The organism is Thioalkalivibrio sp. ALE31 (assembly GCF_000377405.1).
Taxonomy (GTDB): Bacteria; Pseudomonadota; Gammaproteobacteria; order Ectothiorhodospirales; family Ectothiorhodospiraceae; genus Thioalkalivibrio.
Genome location: NZ_KB905022.1, coordinates 277,118 through 299,751, shown reverse-complemented (window position 1 = coordinate 299,751; position 22,634 = coordinate 277,118). Strand labels below are relative to the sequence as shown.

Annotated in this window: 18 protein-coding genes and 1 pseudogene; 8 read left to right on the top strand and 11 right to left on the bottom strand. The window is 62.0% G+C overall.

Translation table 11 applies throughout. From position 1 onward, the window contains the following. Nucleotides 1-332: 332 nt before the first annotated feature. Together D103_RS0107215 and D103_RS0107210 are read left to right on the top strand one after the other, a co-directional pair. On the top strand, nt 333-872 hold the full coding sequence (locus D103_RS0107215; RefSeq protein WP_018876334.1) for an HIT family protein: 540 nt from the start codon (nt 333-335) through the stop codon (nt 870-872). A 14-nt stretch (nt 873-886) separates the two neighbouring features. Further along, nucleotides 887-1,561 (top strand): c-type cytochrome, encoded by a 675-nt coding sequence (locus D103_RS0107210; protein ID WP_018876333.1) that lies wholly within the window; start codon nt 887-889, stop codon nt 1,559-1,561. A gap of 36 nt (nt 1,562-1,597) precedes the next feature. Here the strand turns inward: D103_RS0107210 and D103_RS0107205 are convergent, their stop codons facing one another. The 4 genes from D103_RS0107205 to D103_RS0107190 form a co-directional block, all read right to left on the bottom strand. Next, complete coding sequence (locus tag D103_RS0107205) at nt 1,598-2,341, bottom strand: hypothetical protein (RefSeq protein WP_026280299.1); 744 nt, start codon at nt 2,339-2,341, stop codon at nt 1,598-1,600. Between the two features lie 79 nt (nt 2,342-2,420). After that, nucleotides 2,421-5,240, bottom strand: a complete 2,820-nt coding sequence (locus D103_RS0107200; protein WP_018876331.1) for an EAL domain-containing protein — start codon at nt 5,238-5,240, stop codon at nt 2,421-2,423. A 35-nt stretch (nt 5,241-5,275) separates the two neighbouring features. Continuing rightward, nucleotides 5,276-6,403: a hypothetical protein gene (locus D103_RS0107195; RefSeq protein ID WP_018876330.1), complete on the bottom strand. Its 1,128-nt coding sequence runs from the start codon at nt 6,401-6,403 to the stop codon at nt 5,276-5,278. A 61-nt stretch (nt 6,404-6,464) separates the two neighbouring features. After that, nucleotides 6,465-7,064, bottom strand: coding sequence for a hypothetical protein (locus tag D103_RS0107190; protein WP_231366594.1), 600 nt, complete (start codon nt 7,062-7,064; stop codon nt 6,465-6,467). Between the two features lie 445 nt (nt 7,065-7,509). On the opposite strand from D103_RS0107190, the gene D103_RS0107185 reads away from it, so the two are divergent. After that, nucleotides 7,510-8,628: an alpha/beta hydrolase gene (locus tag D103_RS0107185; protein WP_018876328.1), complete on the top strand. Its 1,119-nt coding sequence runs from the start codon at nt 7,510-7,512 to the stop codon at nt 8,626-8,628. Nucleotides 8,629-8,663: 35 nt separating this feature from the next. On the opposite strand, the pseudogene D103_RS13940 reads toward D103_RS0107185, so the two are convergent. Continuing rightward, nucleotides 8,664-8,792 (bottom strand): annotated as a pseudogene (locus tag D103_RS13940) (topoisomerase DNA-binding C4 zinc finger domain-containing protein); the annotation flags it as partial. 215 nt (nt 8,793-9,007) lie between these two features. Here D103_RS13940 and D103_RS0107175 point away from each other — a divergent pair. The 4 genes from D103_RS0107175 (at nt 9,008) to D103_RS0107160 (ending at nt 12,760) form a co-directional block, all read left to right on the top strand. Beyond that, nucleotides 9,008-10,477 (top strand): amidohydrolase family protein, encoded by a 1,470-nt coding sequence (locus D103_RS0107175; RefSeq protein WP_018876326.1) that lies wholly within the window; start codon nt 9,008-9,010, stop codon nt 10,475-10,477. Nucleotides 10,478-10,560: 83 nt separating this feature from the next. Next, entirely contained in the window at nt 10,561-11,037 is a 477-nt protein-coding gene (locus tag D103_RS0107170; RefSeq protein WP_018876325.1) for a YqhA family protein, read from the top strand. A 224-nt stretch (nt 11,038-11,261) separates the two neighbouring features. Beyond that, the gene (locus D103_RS13425; protein WP_231366592.1) at nt 11,262-12,254 is read left to right on the top strand and encodes an HDOD domain-containing protein; all 993 of its coding nucleotides are present in this window, start codon (nt 11,262-11,264) and stop codon (nt 12,252-12,254) included. Between the two features lie 191 nt (nt 12,255-12,445). Beyond that, nucleotides 12,446-12,760 carry a hypothetical protein gene (locus D103_RS0107160; RefSeq protein WP_018876323.1) on the top strand — a complete coding sequence of 105 codons (315 nt, stop codon included), beginning with the start codon at nt 12,446-12,448 and terminating at the stop codon, nt 12,758-12,760. Nucleotides 12,761-12,903: 143 nt separating this feature from the next. Here the strand turns inward: D103_RS0107160 and D103_RS0107155 are convergent, their stop codons facing one another. Beyond that, nucleotides 12,904-13,929 (bottom strand): transposase, encoded by a 1,026-nt coding sequence (locus D103_RS0107155; protein WP_018876322.1) that lies wholly within the window; start codon nt 13,927-13,929, stop codon nt 12,904-12,906. Nucleotides 13,930-14,247: 318 nt separating this feature from the next. On the opposite strand from D103_RS0107155, the gene D103_RS14190 reads away from it, so the two are divergent. Continuing rightward, the gene (locus tag D103_RS14190; RefSeq protein ID WP_018876321.1) at nt 14,248-14,418 is read left to right on the top strand and encodes a hypothetical protein; all 171 of its coding nucleotides are present in this window, start codon (nt 14,248-14,250) and stop codon (nt 14,416-14,418) included. A gap of 194 nt (nt 14,419-14,612) precedes the next feature. Here the strand turns inward: D103_RS14190 and D103_RS14185 are convergent, their stop codons facing one another. From D103_RS14185 to D103_RS0107135, 5 genes are all read right to left on the bottom strand, one after another. Beyond that, complete coding sequence (locus D103_RS14185; RefSeq protein ID WP_155984769.1) at nt 14,613-15,389, bottom strand: hypothetical protein; 777 nt, start codon at nt 15,387-15,389, stop codon at nt 14,613-14,615. Nucleotides 15,390-15,583: 194 nt separating this feature from the next. Continuing rightward, nucleotides 15,584-16,297 carry a retron Ec48 family effector membrane protein gene (locus D103_RS14180; RefSeq protein WP_012982828.1) on the bottom strand — a complete coding sequence of 238 codons (714 nt, stop codon included), beginning with the start codon at nt 16,295-16,297 and terminating at the stop codon, nt 15,584-15,586. Further along, nucleotides 16,287-17,342 (bottom strand): reverse transcriptase family protein, encoded by a 1,056-nt coding sequence (locus D103_RS13935; RefSeq protein ID WP_231366591.1) that lies wholly within the window; start codon nt 17,340-17,342, stop codon nt 16,287-16,289. Before D103_RS13935 ends, D103_RS14180 begins: the two co-directional genes overlap by 11 nt. Before the next feature lie 573 nt (nt 17,343-17,915). After that, a complete protein-coding gene (locus tag D103_RS0107140; protein ID WP_018137604.1) occupies nt 17,916-19,154 on the bottom strand; it encodes a ribonucleotide-diphosphate reductase subunit beta in 1,239 nt (412 codons plus the stop codon). 108 nt (nt 19,155-19,262) lie between these two features. Then, nucleotides 19,263-22,157, bottom strand: coding sequence for a ribonucleoside-diphosphate reductase subunit alpha (locus tag D103_RS0107135; protein WP_018876320.1), 2,895 nt, complete (start codon nt 22,155-22,157; stop codon nt 19,263-19,265). Nucleotides 22,158-22,634: the final 477 nt, after the last annotated feature.

Below are 22,634 nucleotides of genomic sequence, written 5' to 3'. Positions count from 1 at the left end.
CGCGGGCGTACAGCCTCGACAAACGTATCGGGGGATGGTGGGTCGGCCGGGAGATCACTCAGTGACCGGACCGCAAAAACCCCTTACAATGCTAGGGAACTTACGTGGTGCGATCCCGGCCGTCAAGCCATGCAGCCATCAGGGTTTTCGGAACCTGCGTCGACATTACCGTTCACAAAGAGCGTTGCTCGCGCACGACCGGGCCCGATTCGTCCCGCGGCCACACCGCGTATCCGATTCGCCGCATACAGGGACGCGGGCACGCAAGCGTGGAAGTCGCGTAAAATCCGCCACTTTCCAACTGACGCAAGCCCCTACTCGCAGGCCTTCCCATGACCAGTGCCCAACCAGTCACCCCGAACTGCTACTTCTGCCGGGTATCCGCCGGCCTGGCCGACCCGCTGATCTACGAGAACCGCTCGTTCGTCGCCCTGTTCGACACCAATCCGGTCAACCCCGGGCACGCACTCGTCATTCCCCGGCGCCACGTGGTCTCCCTGTTCGACCTCGACGACACCGAACAGGCGGACTACTTCGACGCGCTTCACGGCGTGCGCCGGGTCATCGAAGCCACGGACCTGGAAAAGCTGTACCGCAACATGCGCGTCCGCGAAGACCTGCGCGAGCGCCCCAAGGACCACATCGACAACGTCCTGGACCTGCCCTTCCTGGGCAATCCGCCCGATGCCTATACCGTCGGCAACAACGACGGCCGCATGGCCGGGCGCAGCATCGACCACCTGCACGTGATCCTGCTGCCGCGCTACGCGGGCGACGTCGAAGACCCTCGCGGCGGCATCCGCAACGTCATCCCGGATCGCGCGAACTACCACCGCCATGCCCACCCGGGCGTACGCACCGACACGGCCTGAACAACGCCAATGCCATGCGCGTGGCACGCCTCCACCAACCCCTCGGCGCAGTCGCCTGGCTCGCACTGACCGCGGCATCGTTGGGTCTGCCGACGGCCAGTGCCAGCGGGGACGAGGACCTCGGTGCACGCATTGCCCAGGAAGGCAACGACCGCGGGGCGACCGCCTGCATCCAGTGCCATGGCGAACAGGGTCAGGGCCAGTCGCAGCCGCCGTTCCCGCGCCTGGCGGGGCTGCCGGAGCAATACCTGGTGGAGCAGATGGAGGCCTACCGGGACGGCCTGCGCCCGAACGCCACCATGGCGCGGATCGCCCAGCACCTGAACGACGAAGAGATCGAAGCGATCAGCCGGCACTACGCGGAGATGGAACCGGCGGGCGGCCCGCATGACGTGCCGGGCGATCTGGCGGAACGAGGGCGCGAGATTGCCCTTGCAGGATTGCCGGAACGCAACGTCCAGTCCTGCGCCTCCTGCCATGGGGACGAAGGACGCGAACGGAACCCCAGCCTGCCGCCGCTGGCCGGCCACCCGCCCCGCTATCTGATGGCACAGCTCCAGGCCTATGTCCACGGCGCGCGCGAGACGTCCCTTGCCGGCTTGATGCAGGGCATCGTGAGCGAACTGGAAGAGGAAGAAATGGCGGCACTCGCGGCCTACTACGCCTCCCTGCCGGCCCGCGGCGAGTAACCAGAGCTCGAGGCAACCTGTCCATTCGGCCTGGCACTACCCCGCTTCCACCGCCCCCGAGGCCGGATCAAACACCCATGGTTCGTCGCCGAGGCGGAACCGAAGAGTTCCCTCCACCCAGCCCAGCGCCTCGTAGCGTTGCGCCTCCGGATCCAGCTCCCCGTGGTGCTCAACACGCACCGGGATCGCATTCGCTTCCACCGAGTCGCCCAGCGATTCGCGATCCACGACCGTCAGGGTACGGTTCCCTGCAGGTCCTTCCTGCGCGAACACCACATGGCGCCCATCGTCGCTCCAGGGCCCGATCGTGACGCGGCCCCCGTACTGAAACGCCGCCGGGCTCGCCGCGCCGCTGTCCGCCCGCACCAGCCAGCCGGCGATGTGGGCCGCACCGCTGGTGACCACCGCTACCCAGGCATCGTCCGGGGATGCCCTGGCCTCCCGGAATCGCGTTGTCGCACCGAAGGCGTTCTGCGCGTCCACCTGGAGATCGCCGGGCAGGTTTTCAATGCCAAGGAGCGTGGCACCCTCCGCCGTCCGAACAGACGCCTCACGGATGTCGAGCGGCGCCAGCACGGACGCCTCGCCGTACCCGGACGGATGCTCTTCCTCCCCCCACGGCGTGCAACCACTGATCACGGCCAACGTGACCACCACACCCGCAGCCAACCGGGGCGCGACGCGCCGAACCGAGCGGCCGTGTCCAGGCCAAAACGCGCCCGCGCCCGACCGCTCCGCCAGCACATCCTTGCATTTTCGACTGTTCGCGAGACCCCGCATCCCCCTCCAACGACACACACCTGCATCCGCAGAACTCATAGTGCGTGTCCTCTTTATGGTGGTGACTCGGTGCTCGTCTTCAGAGGTCTCCGAACACTTCCGACGCAGGCACCGGCTGGCCCAGGTGGTAGCCCTGTCCAAGGGCAACCCGGTAGTCCTGCAAAATGGGAATAATCGCCTCCTGATCAACGAATTCAGCGATCGCCTCCTTGCCAAGGCCAACCGCAAGATCTGCGATCGCCCGGACAATGACCCGACTTTCATGGTCATCCACGAGTCTACGAGTAAAGCTTCCGTCGATCTTGATGTAGTCCACTGGCAGCTGGCCCAGGTAGTGGAAACTGCTGAACCCCACCCCAAAGTCATCCAGTGCCGCGCGGCATCCAAGCGCGCGTATGCCGGTCAGCACACCCCGTGCCGTGGAAAAGTCGCTGACGGCTGCGGTCTCGGTCACTTCCAGGATGAGTTGCCGTGGGTTGGCACCACTGGCGCGCAACTCCTCGGCCAGGTAATCCGTAAGGTAGTCGTCATGCAATGACTGCCCGGAGAGGTTCACGGCCAGACTGATGTCTTCGTCCTGAATCCTGCCCAACAACTGCAGCGCCGCGCGCAGCACCCAACGATCCAGCTGCACGATCTGACCACTGCGCTCGGCAAAGGGGATAAAACGTCCCGGCATCAGTAACTCGCCTTCACCACCGTGCATACGCAGCAGCACCTCATAGTGACGCACGCTGCGGTCACTCAGGCGCACTATGGGCTGAACCATCAGCTCAAAAGTGTTGGTCTTCAGCGCCTTGTGCAACTGGTCCACCCAGTAGACCCGCTGCTCCAGTTCATCCCTGACGTCTTCCACCGCGTGCAGCATGTGCCAGCGTTGAGGCCCTCCCTCTTTCGCCTGATACATCGCCACATCGGCGCTTGCCATCAGGTCAGCGGGCGTAGCGCCGTGCTCCGGGAAACGGGCAATACCGATGCTGGCCGACACTCGATGGCGCTGCTCACCGATGGCGAGATCCACATCCTCCAGCAGCTTCACCACGTACTGCGCCACGTACATGGCCTGATCGTCGCTCGCGCCCTCCAGCAACAGGGCGAACTCGTCACCGCCCAGGCGCGCGATTACGCCGCGGTATCCCAGATACTCGTACAGGGTATGGCCCACTCGGCGCAGCAACTCGTCCCCGGCGTGGTAGCCCCGTAGCTCGTTCACATCCCGGAACTGATCCAGGTCCATCAACAGGACGGCGCCATGGGCACCCTTGGCCAGGGCCTGATCCAGCGCCTCATGGAAGTAGCGGCGATTGTAGAGTTCGGTGAGCGGATCGCGCTGGGCCAGCCAGGTCAGTCGAGCCTCGGCGGCCTTGCGTTCGCTGATGTCCAGCCCCACGGAGATCCGGCCCGGCTCATCCCCGGGAAGCGGCGCGTGGTACCAAACGACCACCCGTTCCTCACCACCGGGCGTGCGCAACGAACGTTCTTCCTCCCCCTGCTGGACATCTCCATCCAGGACGGCAGATCCGATGGGCAAGACCTCGTCAAACGTCCGGCCGATCAAGTCCTCCTCGGAATGCTCAAGCACGGTCGTCGTGTATTCATTGACCAGGGTGATCCGCCCGTCCGAATCCTGGCTGATGATAAACACCCGTGCCGTGTCCAGAAGGCTACCGATGAAATCGCGCTCGCGCGCCAGTGCCTGGATCTGCGCCGCCAGCTGCTGATCCCGGTTCTGCACCGTGCCCTCCAGGGTCTCCAGCTGATCGGCCAGATCCAGGGTCGTGGTCTCCAGTTCATCAATCTCGTCCTGAAACCGCCGGCGCGGTTCCGGAATCACCTCCCGGGTTCGCGCGAAGCCACCGCTGGCCAGCCCCGGCAACACCTCAGCCAGTCGATACAGGCGCCGCATCGGTGGCCAGACGATCAGCAACACGATGGCCTCCGCGATCACCCAACCGGTCATCCCGGCGAGGAACAGGTTACGGGTGTGCTCCCGGATGGCATCGACCTGAGAGGTGATATCCGAGAGGGACAGCAAGTACCCCTCAACATCGGTATCCGTGCCGCCATGGCCCGCAAGCGGGAGCGCCTGGACCTCCAGAACCCGCGATCCATCCTTGAACGTCACTGGATCCCGAGACAGCGAGGACCACGCCACCTCCTCGGCCATGGCGCGCAGGGTCGGCAACGTCTGTTCGATCCGGGTGATCGCCAGGAGATGCCCGCCCCATTCCGGCACCTGACGGAGCATATCCCCCGTTTCGGGCTGCCCTGCGCTGCGCAATAACAGGGCAACCTCACTGCCGGACACGTTACGGACCTGTTGGGTGAGATCGGCCAGAGACCGGGAAACCAGCACAGTCCCCGCCATTTCCCCATCCACCAGCACCGGTACCAGACTGTGGATAAGACAGTCGGCTGCACAGCGCAGATCGCTGTGAGGCCGCTCTGTGTCGCGGACCCGATCCAGCCAATCTTCGACGAGCCCGGGCGTCAGGCTGTCGTCGTCACCTCGGCTGGAGAGCAGACGCCCCGATTCGAGATAGACCCGGACCTGCGCCACTCCGGCGTCCAGTTCCAACGTGGGCCATTGGGTCGCCAACACCTGATCGGCCAGTATCTTGTCTCGCTGCTCGAGCGCACGGGACAAGCCCGGCGCCGCCGCCACCACGGCTGCCAATTGCTGCAGGCTGTCCTCGGCACGTTCCAGCGCCAGCCGCATCTCGCGTTGCTCACGGGCGTGACTGTCCTCGCGCTCCTGCTGGAACTGGCTTTCCAGGATGTCATGGCCCAGCGTGGTAATCAGCGCTACCAGACCGACCAGCACCAGACTGGTCAGCACAATAAGCCGCCCCGTGAGTCCCACCCGGATGCGCGAATGCGATGTGTGTGGCTTCGTCATCCCCAGGTGCCCGTTCTATTGCGTTCCGGCCGGTTTCAAAAACGCAGGGAGAGCTGCAACATCAGCATGTTCCAGCGCTTCCGGGTCTCGGATGGGTCGGGATTGTCACCGGATGGCAACCAGCCCGTACCTTCGATGTGGTGATACTCCGCCCCCAGCATGACCTGCGGGTGCGGATGCCAGCGCAAGCCAACGGTCCAGTCTTCGGCGTAGCGCGCATGTGCCGGCAGGCCAGTAGCGGCTGCAAAGCCACGTCCGGAACGGTCACTGCGATCGACCACCAGGCTGTCGTAACGAATCAACCATTCCCAGTCATCACTGAAGCGACGCGAGTACTGCAGATACCAACTCTCCCCGGTGATATCGAAATCGGCCCCGAGGTCGCTTAGTCCCTCCATGCTGGAATGACGCAGCGCATATTCACCGGTCAGGCTCCACAAGGGCTGGTTGTACTGGAGGGAAAGAATCCAGGGCTCGAATGCAAACTGCCCGTCGGGCCCACCATCGCGCTCAAAGCGTGCCTTGACCTGAGCAGCACTCAACCCAGCGACCACACGGCCACCATCGTGCTCGTAGAGCAGCTGCGCGATCGTCGAGTTACGCGGCTCGATAGAACCCGGGACGTTATCCAGTCGCAGCGCCCCCTGTAGATCGTCATCGGCCTGAGGCCGTCCGAAACCGACCTCGCCGCGCAGGAGCCCGGCATCGCCTATCCGCTCCTCGAAATAGGCCTTGCCACCGTCGGAGGCCAGCGCCAGCGAACGGGCACGATCGAAATAGATGGATTGAGGCAGAAGGATGCCCGGCCGGGTAAAGGGCATATCGCGGGTTTGATTGTAGAGGCCGAAAGGATTCTTCACTCGCCCTAGCTGCACACCCACCGTTCGCTCGGGCCCGGATAGCGCCTGGTAATCGATCAAACCATGATCCAGTTTCGGCCGGCCATCATCCCCGATCTCCCCGGCACGCCGGCTGAGCACTTGCGCCGAGAGCAGCAAGTCTTCACGGGGCCGCAGGGAGGCGTTAACCCCAAGCTCCGTGAAGTCGAAGCTGCCGCTGCCGTCGCTGCTGGATCCGAAAAAGTTGTTGTAGTCCGTCGTCACCCAGCCCTGACTGAGAAACCCGTGCAACTGCAAGGTCCCCAGCGCACCCTCGTCGGCCATCGCCGGGCCGGCTGCCGATGACGCAATCAGTAACAGGGTCCCGCCCAGGGCAGGCCGCACCTTATTCCATCTCGATGACTTGGATACGCTCATCCAGGTACTCCTTTGTGAGGTAGCCAATCGCGCCGGGCGTGGTGCCCACACGCTCATGCATCTCCGACAGAGATCCCACTCGACGGGGTGCCTGGCCGGTGCCGGAAAATACCGCTCGGTCCCACGCAAGGCGTAATTGATGGGGGAAGACCCCGAGCTCTTCCTTCGCAAAGCGCACATGTACGGGGTCGTTGTCCCCCAGCACGAACACGCGCGCGATCTCGCCGTCCGGCCAGCTGCGCTGGCGCATGCCAAACAAGGCCCGGGTCGTGTCGCGGGTCAGGGTCTGGGTCGACACGCCTGGATGGGCGACCACGAATACCGCTTCATCATCCGCCTTCGACAGACCTGTGATGCCGAAAGCGGCACCCACCCAAAGCGCGATGAACAGCCGAAGCGCGCCGCGTCGCGCAGGGACGCACTCACCAGCAGATCCCGCAGAGGGAAGATTACGGTTAGCAGGACAGATGATGGGCGCTCCCTTTCCTGTCAGGCATCCGGAGGGACCGGACCCATGGCGTGAATCAGCCGCATCTCGCCGATCCTGACTTTCCCGGATACGAAACATTGGTCTCCTTCGCGGGCTAGTCAGGACTACAACACTCAAGCTCCGGATTGTACTGGGCTGCACACCGAAATCTACTCGCCTGCGCGTCGGGATCCACCTTCCTACTTCATCTTGCCTTCAGTGTCTGCGCGTGGCAGACGGGACATTCGATGTTCCGTTAATGGCAGACTGCATGGAAGCCAAACCTGATTCGGGTCCGTTGCCATGCTGTGCGACATAACACGTTGAAAATGAAGTGCACTCCACCCCTGCTGTCCACCAGTTTCGAGCCTCAACGTGCAAGCCCCTTCCAATGGCTTGGCATGGCCCCTTCAGCCGGTCGCCGGTTTGATCCGGACGCCCTCATCCGTCAAGCCGATGCCGCTTTGTATCAAGCCAAAAACGCCGGGTGGAACCGAGTCGTCTTCCAAATGAGTGAACCAGAACCCCCAGAAGGTCAGGACTAGTGCTTCGCATCGCTGCCGTGTTGCTGGGCGTTGTGATGCTTGCCAGCTACATCGGAGTGCAAAACTGGGAGGCCATGCGGGTGCTCCAGGACATCGAGGCCGGTGACGGACCGAGCGCGCTAAAGGACCGCACCCCGGAACCCGCGCGCGAAACGCTTGCAGTCACGACGAGCGAAGGGGCCATCGAAGCCGACCTCTACCATCCCCGGCAGGATGTCGGCGCCCGTATTGTCCTTGTGCCGGGCTTTACGCCAGAGGGCAAGGACGACCCCCGCCTGGTACAACTCGCCAATACACTGGCCCGGGCACGCTTCCTGGTGCTGGTCCCCGATCTGGAGGGCACGAAAGCCCTGAGGATCCGCACCCAGGATGCCGCCGCCATCGCGGATGCCGCTGCCCTGTTGTCCCGCCTGGAGGCAGAGCGCGCCCCGGATCACCAGGACGTCGGGGTCGCGGCAATCTCTCACGCCGTGGGCCTGGCCGCGCTCGCGACGCTAACGCCACAGGGAGAAGCCAGCATCGACTTCCTGGTCGGGGTCGGCGGCTACTACGACACGAAGAACGTCATCACCTTCGCCACGACCGGGGCCTTCCAGGAGCCCGGGTCAGACCGCTGGATGACCAGGACTCCCGATCCACTGGCGAAGTGGCTATTCCTGCGCGGCAATCTGCACATGCTTAATGCCCCCGCAGACCGCGAGATCCTCGACGAAATTGCCTGGCGGCGCATGCACGATCCCGAGGCCCCGATCGACGAACTGGCCGCCGGTCTCGGCGAAGAGGGGCGAAGCCTATTGGCGTTAATCCGGAACGATGACCAGGAACGCGTGCCAGCGCTCCTCGAAGACCTACCTGAAAGCGCACAGGAGGCCATCGACATGCTATCCCTGGCCCACCGGGACCTCGCGCACCTTTCCAGCGGGGCGCTCCTGATCCACGGCCGCGACGACAACATGATTCCCCACACCGAAAGCGAGCGCCTCGCCCATGCAGTCGGCGAGACCGACCTGCATCTGATCGACGGCTTCTCCCACATCGATGCGCGAGGCGTGGGCCTGGTGGGCCAGTGGCAGCTCATCCGTGCCGTAACCAACCTGTTGGCTCGGCGGGACAACTGACCTGCGACAGGGGCACCTTCTCGCCCGGTCACCGCCTACTGGACTGCCCTCGTCCCGCGGCAGCTGGGATACTGCGTGCACCCCCAGAACTCCTGCCCCATGTTGGAGCCCCGACGGGCCTTGCGCTTCACCATGGCGCTGCCGCACTTCGAGCAGGCTTGGCCTGGGAAGATCATGGGTGTCCTTATCTTTTCGCCAGCGCCCCGGTCAGGCCAGTAGACGCGCGCCAGATCTTGGGTATGCTGCAAGCCTAGCCCCGGCTATCGCTCGCGATCGGCAGCGGCCGGGATTCCGGCACCCGCACGGGCGTCGGGGCGCGTCCCGAACCACGCGGCGCCGCATCCCGATGTCGCGTGCGTTAACCAGGAGCCTCACCGTCATGGGCATGGCCTGTTGTGCACCGCACGGCGCGAACGCCGGCATCAACCCCTGCCACTGTGGCGCGGCCCATACCCAGGCGGCCCTCCGGCGCATCGAGGCCGACCTGAACCGGCGCCAGTTCCTCGGCGGTGCCGCCGCCGTGCTGGGCATGTTCGCGGGCTTCGGCCTCGCCCCGCGCGAGGTCAAGGCCGGTGAACCCGGGCAACCGCTGCTACTCACCCACCTGCGACTGTTCGACGGCGAGACCCTCGAGATGCGCGAGGACGTGGACATCCTGATCGAGGACGGCCGCATCGCCGCGCTGCCCCGGCGCGGCGAGGGCCCGACCGCCGCACGCATAATCGACTGCGGCGGGCGCGCGGTCATCCCCGGCCTGATCGACGCCCACTGGCACAGCACGCTGGTCGGGGTTAGCCAGATGACCGCCATGACCGCGGACATCGGATTCCTGCACCTGATGGCCGGGCGCGAGGCCGGCGCGACCCTGATGCGCGGCTTCACCACTGTGCGCGATCTCGGCGGCCCGGCCTTCGGCCTGAAGATGGCCATCGACCGCGGCGCGGTGGCCGGCCCGCGCATCTTCCCCTGCGGCGCGATGATCTCCCAGACCTCCGGGCACGGCGATTTTCGCCAGCGCCACGAGTTGCCACGCATGCCGAGCACCCCGCCGAATTACATCGAGAGCAGCGGTGTCGCTGCGATCGCCGATGGCGTGGACGAGGTGCTGCGCCGCACCCGGGAACAGCTGATGCAAGGCGCCAGCCAGATCAAGATCATGGCCGGGGGCGGCGTCTCCAGCCTCTACGACCCGCTGGACACCGCCCAGTACCTGGAAGAGGAGATGCGCGCCGCCGTGCGCGCCGCCGCCGACTGGGGCACCTACGTATGCGCCCATGTCTACACGCCGCAGGGCATCCAGCGCGCGATCCGCGCCGGGGTGCGCTCCATCGAGCACGGCCAGCTCGCCGACGAGGAGACGGTGCGCATGATGGCGGATGCCAACGTGTGGTGGAGCATCCAGCCCTTCCTGGACGACGAGGACGCCAACCCGAAGACGGACCCCGTCTCCCGGGCCAAGCAGCTCCAGGTGAGCGCGGGCACCGAGCGCGCCTTCGAACTGGGCCGCCAGTACGGCGTGCCCATGGCCTTCGGCACCGACATCCTGTTCAGCCCCGAGGGCGCCGCCAGCCAGGGCCGCCAGCTCGCCAAGCTGACCCGCTTCATGTCCCCGCTGGAGGCCCTGCACATGGCCACCGGCGCGGCCGGCCAACTGCTCGCCCTGTCCGGCGACCGTGCCCCCTACCCCGGCCGCCTCGGCGTCATCGCCGAAGGGGCCCTGGCCGACCTGCTCGTGATCGATGCCGACCCGGCAGCCGGCCTGGACTGGCTGGATGCTCCCGCCGACCACCTGCAACTGATCATGAAGGGCGGCAGTATCGTCCGGAACCAGCTGGCCCACACTCGATAGATCAATATCCGCCGGTCCGCCTCATATTCCATTCTCCGGATCGCCACTACCCGCCATGGAGTCATGCACGAATGATCGAAAGAATGTTCACCACCAGCCGGCTGCTGGTACTGGTGACGGTCGTGGTCAGCACCATCGCGGCTCTCCTGCTGTATGCCGCCAACGTATACATCGTGTTCAATATCGTGGTCGATTTTGTCCAGCAGGTACCCAGCTCGGTCGATGAGGGCAAGAGCCTGGCGGTGAGGTTCCTGAAGGTCCTCGACATGCTGCTCATCGCTGTGACTTTCCAGATCATCGCGGTTGGCCTGTTTCGGCTGTTCATCAAGCCGGATTCCGGCAGCAAAAGCAGCTTGCTCTCCGTGTTGGAGATCCGACATTTCCACGACCTCAAAGTGACCATCATTCAGGTCGCGATCGTGATCCTGGTTGTGCTTTTTCTGGAGCAGGCAGTGGAGGTTGGCGCATCACTGGAAACGCTCTACTACGGCCTCGCCATCGCGGTGATCATCGCCAGCTCTGTGTTTGCGTTCCGGAATATGACACATGGCGGGGATTGACTCACCGAACGCACAAACCATGTGACTCCCTAACGTCGGCCTCACGCTCGTGCCGCCAAACGCTCAATCGGGTCTGTGCCAGCAAGTAACCTGAGATCTATCCCGTACACGCCAGTCTGGGGCTCGCGGCTGCCAGCCAGCGCCGGCTGCCACTAGCCATATACCGTACTCGAGGACGGCTATCCGCCATGATGCTCTCTCGCCTTCGCCGATGGTTCAGTCGCGTGGGCGACAACAAACATCTGCCACCCAGCGAACCGCCTCCATCCAACAAAGAATTCGCCAACAGCCCTCGGGAACAAGAACACGACGGCATGGAGCAGCTTCTCTCGGAACGAGAGCTCTCCTCGCGCTACTGTGCGGGCCTATTCGAAATAGGGCTCGATTCCCGGGACGAGCCCTCCCCGGAAGAACGAGCCTGGCTGCGTGGCCTCCGCGACCGGCTTATGGAGAATGCCACCTCATTCAGTGCCAAAGTGCCGCGGCTTCCCCGAATCGCACCCCGGCTCATGGCCACGCTGCGCGACCCCGAGCAATACCGGTCAAAAGAGATCGCGAAAATGCTGGAAAGCGATCCGGTTCTGTCCGGAAACATGCTCAAGGTCGTCAATAGCCCGTCCGTACGCCCAACCCGGTCTGAGATTTTGAGCATCGAACAGGCCGTTACGATCCTCGGCAATCAGCGCATGAGGGAAGCAGTCGCAGCGGCCATCGTAAGCCCCATAGCCCAGTTCGAAAGGGACAATCGTCTGAGCCCAGCGGGGATCCAGAAAATCTGGCCAGAAACGCTGCAAACGGCCATGAATGTCAAAATTGGTGCCCAGCATTTAGGCGGAGGGTGCGAAGGATTCGCACTCTATCTATCCGCCCTGGCACATAGCAGCGGACTCATGGTTCTTCTGCGGGAACTACAAACACTCAGCGCATCCACCCTCTCCCGTGGCTTCATCGGCGAGTTCGAGGGACTGACACGCAGCGTCTCTGTTGCCATCGCTCGCCACTGGGAGTTCGATGAAAACGGTGTTCAATTGCTTCAGGCCTGGGCCAACTCAGATCGTTCTACACTCGAATCCGCACTCCTAATGGATGCCATCGGATTCACTCGAATCAACAACCTGTGCAACCGCGGCGAACTGGAATCCGGCTCCTGTAAGGTCTTCCGCAAGACCCTGCCCCGCTATGCGAACGAGTGGACACCCGAACCAAGTGCCAGATGACGCCAAAGGCGGACCACAGCGGGTTCCATTCACGCGACCCCAAGTCCCATGCCCCAACCCCCTACCCTTGTTTTCTTCTGGTTTTAACATATGCTTGTAAAAAGCCCGTGGGCCTGCCGCTACGAGTCAGTGGACACCGAACGCCATGGTCCGGGGAGCATTCCTGTCGCTCCCATCAAGGAGACACCGCCATGAACATCCGCTTCACCCTTGCCCTGCTGTTCCTGATCTCGCTTCCGCTCGCCGTTAGCGGCTGCGCATCCACCTCCCAGCCGAACACACCGGAAGCACTCGCTTCCGAAGATGCGCTCGCCCAGATCCTGTTCGACTACGAGGCGGATGCCTTCACCGCCTACAACATGCGCCGCAATGGCACCGTCGATATCACCTTCGCGCGCGACGTCCCGGACGGCCTGTACAGCCAGATGATGGATGACCTGCGGGCCCATCCGGACCTCCGCAACGTCCGCTCGGCACGCACCGGACCCGCCTGCGGCCTGTTCTAACTCAATGCGCCGGCGCCCCCGGGCGCCGGCGCTATGGGCGCACCGACCCACGAAGCCACATCGCATCAATCCAGGCTGTCTCCATCGTCTGTCGCAAGAAATCATGGCTGTCCCTTTCTTCGGTCCCCTGAAACCGGGCTGGTTCAACGACAACCGGCCGGCGCCAGAAACATCCGAACCGATATCCCCACACCCTTGATGCTGCGACGGCCGAGCTGCCTCACCGCCTCGCGAAAACGCTCCACGTGCCCCAGGGCCGCTACATGGTGCGACCTCTGTCCCCTTCCGACATGCCGCAGGAAATGCACTGGATCGATCCCTAGACGTTCCAGGATCGGCGGAATGGATTCCGGGATGGCCCCCCGCTTGTCCTCGCGGATCGCGCGACCGGTCCAGTCCACCAGTTCCAGGTAGTCCTCCGTGGTAAAGGCCACCGCGTTGCCATGCGGATCGTCGCCTTCCGGGCCCAATACGGTCAGGCGAGGCTCGTCGCCTTCACACGCCGGCCCTTCATGACCCTGGCCCTCCCGGGCCAACGCCCGGATACGCTGCTGGATCGAGGTGAAATCGGAGGCCTCGGGCGTATCCGCCATTCCGGCGCGCACCGGGTTCAGATCCACATAGCTCATACAAGTCAGCACGGCCGCATCGTCCAGCAGCGCCTGGCTCTTGTAGCGGCCTTCCCAGAAGCGGCCCTTGCAGCCATCCTCCGCATTCGCCCGCCGCGCCAGGTGTTCATTCAGGCTGCGCATGAACCAGGACAGGTCCTGCAGCCGACCCCGCCACTCGGCAATCTGCAACTGCGCCCGCTCGCGCTCCGCCACCGTCTTCGTCTGCCCCTCCCGATAGCGGGCTACCAACACCGGCAACGAGAACAGCCGCGCCCAGCGTTCCATCACCTCGCCTTCGCTCCATGCCGCCGCGCGATCCGCATCCAGCCGCACCACCAGGTGATAGTGGTTCGACATCACTGCATACGCACACACGTCCACCGCGAACACGCCCTGCAGCTCACGCAGACGCTCCAGCACCCAGCCGCGCCGGTGCTCGTAGTTCTTACCCGAATAGGAATCCTCGCCACACAGGAACGCGCGGCGAACACAACGACAAATGCAGTGGTAATACGGCGTCGTCTCGACCGAGACGAGCTCCTTCCTGGCTCGCGTCATCTCCGGACCCTCCTTGGTCCATGCACTCCCCCACAAACCTAGACAGCCCGCCTCAGACCGTCAAGAAATCATGGGTGTCCTCTTCTTCGGCATGCGCGTCATCACCGGACCCTCCCTGGTCCATGCACTCCCCCTGAACCCTAGACAGCCCGCCTCAGACCGTCAAGAAATCATGGGTGTCCTCTTCTTCGGCATGCGGTAATACGGCGTCGTCTCGACCGAGACGAGCTCCTTCCTGGCTCGCGTCATCTCCGGACCCTCCCTGGTCCATGCACTCCCCACAAACCTAGACAGCCCGCCTCAGACCGTCAAGAAAACATGGGTGTCCTCTTCTTCGTGCAGCGCTGGTTCGAACTCACCGAAAACTACCCGCGCCAGCTGCGCGAACTGGATCAGGAGACCTACCTTGGACAGAAGATGCGCGAATACGCCAACCAGCAGGCCTTTCAGGACGGCCCGCCGCCGGACCACCGCATCTTTCTGGACTGAGAGCTTCCGCACCGGGACAGCCGGGAGATGAGATTATGGGTGTCCCCTTCTTCCCTCCTCAGAAACCCAACTGAGAGACAGCGGCCGGTCGCCCGCCACAGGCTTGACGAAGACAAGAATCATGGGTGTCCTCTTCTTCTCTAAATCTAAACTCTTTAGCAAGCGAATCATACGGTTACATAGGTCCGACCCCGTTATTCGCCTCTACGATACAGCTCGACGTTCACCGGAATCGAGGATGCCTCAACTTCTTCGCCATCCTCACATACATCTATTCGGACTATCTGCTTGGGAAGACCCTTATTCTCTCGCCACCCTGCCGCTACCGCCAATGCATCATTTCCATACTCAAGATCCAAACCACATAGATATCGCGTCATGAGCTGCGTAGTAAACGGAAGTGCCTGATTGTACAACCGAACGTCCTTATAGGAATTCGCCAAAGCGGCATTTATCGGGGTACACAATACCTTCGCGACGGGCGCGAACCCCGTGCGCCCTTTCAAAACTCGGCGATCATTGATGCCCCACGGATCAAACCCTTCTTGACTAACAAAGCGAGTCGTGAAGTCGTAGTCATAAAGCACGTAGAATGCTCGAGGCGCAACCTTAAGTATACGACGCGCCTGCTGAACTCTAATTTCTGGATATCTAAGCCCGTTCAGCGAACGGCGCTTAGCTTCCACAAAGGCTGCTCCGAGAATTGGTTTCTGCCCTTTTCGAACAATATTTACCAAAAACACAATATCGCCAAAATTCTTCTCGTACCGCCCATCCAGCTTGTAAGTCTCAAACTCTACGGACACAGCCTCCCGTCCATGAACCAATTTTCGACCGCGAACAGCGGACCGGATCCCTCCCAACATGGCGTGCGTAATGTGGTTCTCTTCCCACGCATAGGGATAACACTCAGCGATCCCAGAGTTGATGGCACTTTCGATTTCTATTGCTAAATGGCTCCATGCACTCATCATTCTCTCCATAAAGAAACCGCATCCACCCTTATTGGACCCAAACCCTAAGACTGAGACTGCGAACCCCCAACAGTTGTCCGAGAACCCAGATCGCCTTCCCCTCCGAGCGCCTTGGCCATTCCAACTTACCCAAGAAATCATGGGCGTCCTGTTCTTGTTGCTCACTATTTCGTATATTTATATTTCTGGCTCTAAAGATATCGCCTTTCCATGATCTCGGGGACCTCTCTCGAATAGCAGAACTCTCGATTCACGCAGACAACCAACGACAAGACTTGGCTTTCTACCTCATAGAACTCGTTACGCGGCGCACGAGACATCCTTACCCCAAGCTCTTCCAGAACCCCAATCAGTCTACTCTGATGCTCTACATACCTAAATTTCTCACTCGATGTGTTCGAGGTCAGTTTATTAGATTCCAGAATCGCACGATTAATTTCCTTGATCCGTTCCACATACCCCCTCGACAGCTTAGTAGAGCCCTCGCGAGACTCTTCAAATATGCGATTATACCACTTGAATATGTCTACTGAGCTGAGTTCGACAAGCGGCCTTTTCTCGATCTCTTGGGCCAGAAAACTCTGAAACACTGAAATATGCGATAGATGATTACTCAAAGCATTTGACTGTGCGTTGTTAATGTAACTTTGAAGCGCCACCCCTATACCACCGACCATCGCAGTCGCCACCACAATGGAGAGCATCCCTCTAATTAGGTCTACCGAGGCACTATAGATATCAAACGCGTTTTGAACACAATGATTGGAGAAACATAGATCCTTACTAAACGCACCCGAAAACCCTTCCACAAAAAACACCGTGGCCGAGAGACCCAATCCAACGATCAACACTGTCACAACAGCAAAAGACAGAACTTTAAAAAAAAACCAATTGTTACGAGTCATAGAGCGGCTTGACCTTCTTAAGTCGTTCCCTAAACTTTTTAGCCTTCGCTATATAGATAAGTTGCAGGACATTCAAACGCTCATGCGCCCTGTGATATCGCTTCCAATACCAGAAAGTGGCTCGCTTCTCCGCATGATCCTTTTCTAAGCGACTAACCATAACCTCCAGCCGATCCAAGTCTGCCCTTGATGGCAAGGGCCGGATACTTTTTAACCGTCTCACCAAGATCGAATGCTGCTTATGCCCTACACGACTTAATTTATTTACGCGCCCCATACACCGATTGTAATCGCGTCGGTACGCGTGACTTACACGGTAGTTCGGTTCCCGAGCAAGCTGCTCCATACTCTGAACCGACGCTCGAATGCGTTTTACCTCTCCGGCAGGCAGACGGGGCTCCTTGAAACCAACACGGAGCCCATGAACCGTTAGGGGCTCGGTAGATAACCGCTGGACAATAGTCTTGTCTTCGTTAATAGGCAGGTCTTTTTCGATAAGCATATCCGTGATTATCTTCTTGGCATAGCTGAAATTATAATTAGCTACGTGAGAAGAGACGGTAATGTCGTCGACCAACCTCGTATAGACAAGTCCTTTATTCTCTAGACGCCTAACGACGCTCCCCTCTTTATCATGCAAACAGAGAGAAGCCAGATAACTCGAGGTGAGGCCGCCCTGGGGAAGAGAGCCCCTGAGAGTACAAAGATCCGTGAGAATCTTGGACACGTCTTCAGGAAAGCTCAACAAGTTCAGAAAGACCTTATAGACGTGGTCTTGATGAACATTGCCAAAGAAATCGGAGATATCCATCTTTAGGATACTCTTCGACTGGCAATGCTTGCTTGCACAGCTCACGTAGTCAGTAGTGACTAGCTCGCCGTCGTCATCGACATAGTTTGGTATGCAGCCAAAAATATGCCGCGGCCAACGGATAAAATCGGGGTTAGCGAAGAACCTCTTGTTCACTCGCCGTTGGATTTTTCGAATTAAGTAATGAGGATTGTTTACGATGCGATCAGAGCCATTTAACTTGGGCTGCCGCATTGTCGTATAGCGCTCATCGCCCCGCATAGAACGGGCCGATTCTAGTTCATGCCAAGAGATATCGAGTGCTTGGCACAGATTATGTGCGCTTGATACCGATTCTGAAGAAAGTTTTGAAGGGGAGTACAATATCAAAACGCTGTGTATCGATTAAATATAGGCCCGACCAACCCATACAATAGGGTACAGTGCTATGTGTCACCTTCGCCGAACTTCAACGCCGACTACTACCACACACCACATGGTCGGACCTATTGTCAATCTCTCCTCCGGGTCGGAGGAGAGGAGGGTACGAACTTCGCCCCTCTAGCCCTCTATAGCTCCGAGGACGCCCACTAGGTTGTTCAGATTAGCGGGCCAGATATCGACGTTGTTACTGCTCGGCTGCGGTGAAGAGGCGATGCGCCCCTGCGATTTAGAAAGTAGACGCTGAGTGTGGTAATGTCAAGCAAGCAGGCGCGTTCATGACTCTTAGCGCTTTTTTAGGCAATCTACCGTGGTTGTGATGCCTGTTAGAGGGGGGGGGGGTTAGCACCATCCCTGGCACGTTCTAGTCCAACCGGTCCTTCGGCCTCAATCCCAGCTCAACGCCCCACCCGTCTGATATTCCGTAACCCGCGTCTCAAAGAAGTTCTTCTCCTTCTTCAGATCGAGCACCTCGCTCATCCACGGGAACGGGTTGTCAGCCCCCGGGTACAGCTCGGCCAGGCCGATCTGCGCACAGCGGCGGTTGGCGATGAAGTGCAGGTACTCCTCGAACATCTGGGCGTTCATGCCGAGCACGCCACGCGGCATGGTGTCGCGAGCGTACTGCGCCTCCAGCTCGACGGCATCCGAGATCAGGGTGCGCATCTCGTTCTTGAAGTCTTCGGTCCACAGGTGCGGGTTCTCGAGCTTGATCTGGTTGATCACGTCGATGCCGAAGTTCATGTGCATGGACTCGTCGCGCAGGATGTACTGGAACTGCTCGGCGACGCCGGTCATCTTGTTGCGCCGGCCCATGGAGAGGATCTGCACGAAGCCGACGTAGAAGAAGATGCCCTCGAACACGACGTAGAAGGCGATCAGTTCACGCAGCAGCTTCTGGTCCGCCTCCGGCGTGCCGGTGCGGAAGTTCGGGTCCGCCAGGTGCTTGGTGAACGGCAGCGCCCACTCGGCCTTGGTGGCCACGGAAGGCACCTCGCGGTACATGTTGAAGATCTCGCCTTCGTCCAGGCCCAGGGATTCCACGCAGTACTGGTAGGCGTGGGTGTGCAGCGCCTCCTCGAAGGCCTGGCGCAGCAGGTACTGGCGGCACTCGGGGTTGGTGATGTGGCGGTACACGGCCAGCACCAGGTTGTTCGCCACCAGCGAGTCGGCGGTGGAGAAGAAGCCCAGGTTGCGCTTGACGATGGTGCGCTCGTCCTCGGTCAGACCATTCGGGTCCTTCCACAGGGCGATGTCCGCGTTCATGTTGATTTCCTGCGGCATCCAGTGGTTGGCGCAGCCGTCCAGGTACTTCTGCCAGGCCCACTTGTACTTGAAGGGCACGAGCTGGTTGAGGTCCGCGTGGCAGTTGATGATCTTCTTGTCATCGACGCGAATGCGCTCGGCCCCCATCTCCAGGTCTTCCAGACCGGTGCCAGTCAGGGCGTCTTCGTTCGGCTCGGCCAGCGGCTGGCCGGCGTTTTCCGGCTCCGGCGAGACGCTGGGTGCGGCGCCGGCGGTGCTCATCAGGGCTTCGTTCTCCTGAAAGCCCATGCCGGGGCGGACGGCGGGTTCTTTCTGGCCTTCGCCTTTGATGGCTGCGATCGGATCGTCCCAGGAAAGCATAGTGTCCCCTCTTCTTTCGGTGGCGGCCCGGCGCGGTGGCCGGGCCTTTTGTTCAGTGCGTTGTGATCGGTGCGTGGTGCGTATTCGCTGCCCGTGAGTGGGGCCGCCTTACTGGCAGGCCTCGCAGTCCGGGTCGAGGATGGAGCACGCCTTGGGCGCTTCCGGCTCGGACGCCTGCTGGCCGCCGGAGACGGCGTTCAGCTTGTTGGCGCGCGAGGAGTCGGCCACGGTGCTCTTTTCCACGTGGGTGGCGCCCATGGAGCGCAGGTAGTAGGTCGTCTTCAGCCCGCGCACCCAGGCCAGCTTGTACAGGGCGTCCAGCTTGGGCCCGGAGGGCTCGGCCATGTAGAGGTTCAGGCTCTGGGCCTGGTCGATCCACTTCTGCCGGCGCGAGGCGGCCTCGACCAGCCAGCGGGTGTCCAGCTCGAACGCGGTGGCGTACAGGGCCTTGATGTCCTCCGGCACGCGGTCCAGCGGCTGCACGGAGCCGTCGTAGTACTTGAGGTCGTTGACCATCACCTCGTCCCACAGCTCGCGGTCTTTCAGATCGCGCACCAGGTACGGGTTGATCACGGTGAACTCGCCGGACAGGTTCGATTTGACGAACAGGTTCTGGTAGGTCGGCTCGATCGACTGCGACACGCCACAGATGTTGGAGATGGTCGCGGTCGGCGCGATCGCCATGGTGTTGGAGTTGCGCATGCCGATCTTCTTCACCCGCTTGCGCAGGGTGTCCCAGTCCAGGCGCTGGGTGGTGTCCATCTGCAGGTACTCGCCGCGCGAGTCGGCCAGCTTCTTCACCGAGTCGATCGGCAGGATGCCCTGGCTCCACAGGCTGCCGGGGAAGCTCTCGTAACGCCCGCGCTCCTCGGCCAGGTCGGTCGAGGCCTTGATCGCGTAGTAGGACACCGCCTCCATGGAGGTATCGGCGAACTCCACCGCCGCCTCGGAGGCATACGGCATGCGCAGCTTGTACAGCGCATCCTGGAAACCCATGATCCCCAGCCCGACCGGGCGGTGGCGCAGGTTGGAGCGCCGCGCCTGCGGCACGGAGTAGTAGTTGTAGTCGATCACGTTGTCGAGCATGCGCATGGCCGTGTTCACGGTCTGCTCGAGCTTGTCCTGATCCAGCTCGCCGGCCTCGTTGATATGCGCGGCCAGGTTGATGGAGCCCAGGTTGCACACCGCGATCTCGTCATCCGAGGTGTTCAGGGTGATCTCGGTGCACAGGTTCGAGCTGTGGACCACGCCGGTGTGTTGCTGCGGGCTGCGCAGGTTGCACGGGTCCTTGAAGGTCATCCACGGATGGCCGGTCTCGAACAGCATGCCGAGCATCTTCCGCCACAGGTCCACGGCCTTCATGGTCTTGTGCACGCGCAGCTCGCCGCGCGCGGCCTTCTCTTCGTATTCGCAGTAGCGCTTCTCGAACTCCGCCCCGACCAGGTCGTGCAGGTCCGGGGTCTCGTTCGGGGAGAACAGGGTCCAGTCGCCGTCCTCGGCCACGCGCTTCATGAACAGGTCCGGGATCCAGTTGGCGCTGTTCATGTCGTGGGTGCGGCGGCGGTCGTCGCCGGTGTTCTTGCGCAGCTCGATGAACTCCTCGACATCGATGTGCCAGGTCTCGAGGTAGGCGCACACCGCACCCTTGCGCTTGCCGCCCTGGTTCACGGCCACGGCGGTGTCGTTGGCCACCTTCAGGAACGGGACCACGCCCTGCGACTTGCCGTTGGTGCCCTTGATGTGGGCGCCCATGCCGCGCACGCGGGTCCAGTCGTTGCCCAGGCCGCCGGCAAACTTGGACAGCAGCGCGTTGTCGCGGATGGCGCTGTAGATGCCGTCCAGGTCGTCCGGGACGCTGGTCAGGTAGCAGCTGGAGAGCTGCGGGCGCAGGGTGCCGGAGTTGAACAGCGTCGGCGTGGAGCTCATGAAGTCGAACGAGCTCAGCAGGTTGTAGAACTCGATCGCGCGCGCCTCGCGGTCGATCTCGTTGATCGCCAGGCCCATCGCCACGCGCATGAAGAATGCCTGCGGCAGCTCGAAGCGGGTGCCGTCAGAATGGATGAAGTAGCGGTCGTACAGGGTCTGCAGGCCCAGGTAGGTGAACTGCAGGTCGCGCTCGGGCTTGATCGCCGCGCCCAGCTTGTCGAGGTCGTAGCGGGTCAGCTCGCTGTCGACCAGCTCCAGGTCGGCGGCGCGGCGGATGTAGGCGCCGAAGTACTCGGCGTAGCGCTCGGCCAGCTGCGCCTGGGTGGCCTCTTCCGGGCGACCGTGCACGAAGCTCAGGGCCTCGCGGCGCAGGGCGTCCATCAGCAGCCGCGCGGTGACCTCGGAGTAGTTCGGCTCCTTCTCGATCATCACGCGGGCGGCCATCACCAGCGCGGTGGCCACATCCTTCTCGGCGACGCCGTCGAACAGGTTGCGGCGCGCCTCGGTCAGGATCTTCTGGCCGTCCACGTGCTCGATGCCGTCACAGGCCTCGGCGACGACCGCCTGCAGGCGCGCCTCGTCCAGCGGGGCCTGGGTGCCGTCGGCGCGGGTCACGTTCAGGCTGGCGGCAGCCTCCTGCTCTTCCGGGGACTGCTCGGCGGCCTCGGCGGCGCGCTTCTGCGCCTGCTGCTCGCGATAGATCACGTAGGCCCGCGCGACCTTGTGGTGGCCACCGCGCATCAGGGCCAGTTCCACCTGGTCCTGGATATCCTCGATATGCACCGTCATGCCCTGGGTGCCGGCGCGGCGGAACAGGCTGTCCACCACCTGCCCGGCCACTTCCTTGGACACCTCGTGGATGCGGCGGCTGGCCGCGGCATTGCCGCCCTCCACCGCGAGAAAGGCCTTGGTCACCGCCACCTCGATCTTGGAGGCATCGAAGCCCGTGACCTTGCCGTTACGGCGAATCACCTGGTGCTGGCCCGGGCTGGTCGCCAGGACCTCGGCCGACGGTTCGGCCTGCGGCGGGTACTGGGTGCCCTCGGGGGCTTCGGCGGTGTAGGGTTCGCTGTTCATGACGGCCTCGCGCTGGTGTTGGATCGAACGTGAAGTACTATAGATCGGGGATCCGGAACTGCATAGCCACTAGATATAGTGGTTCGCGAAAGAACAAGCCGCGCACAACCCGTGAGCAAGCTGTGGATAAAAACGGCGATTCCCCGTCCTGCCGCCGTTCCCGGAGGGGCGCCCGGGTTATCCACCAAACGCCGATGTAGTGACTGCCCGGGCCGCGATCCGGCCCGCGCGATCATGAAAATGTTTTATCGACCGCGATTAACCAAATGCGTCCCGCCCTTCCCGCCGGCGCGGCGTTCCCCCGGTGCCCGTGACCGCGTTGGACAAAGCCGTCCGGCCTCCCAATAATCCCCGCCATATCGATCCCCGATCCGGGATGGCCCGCCAGCTGTGGGCGCACCCCGGATCCCGCTACCCGATTCATGGAACCCGGGCCCACGCCCGACGATCCGGTATCGTGTGCAGCACTCGCAGGGA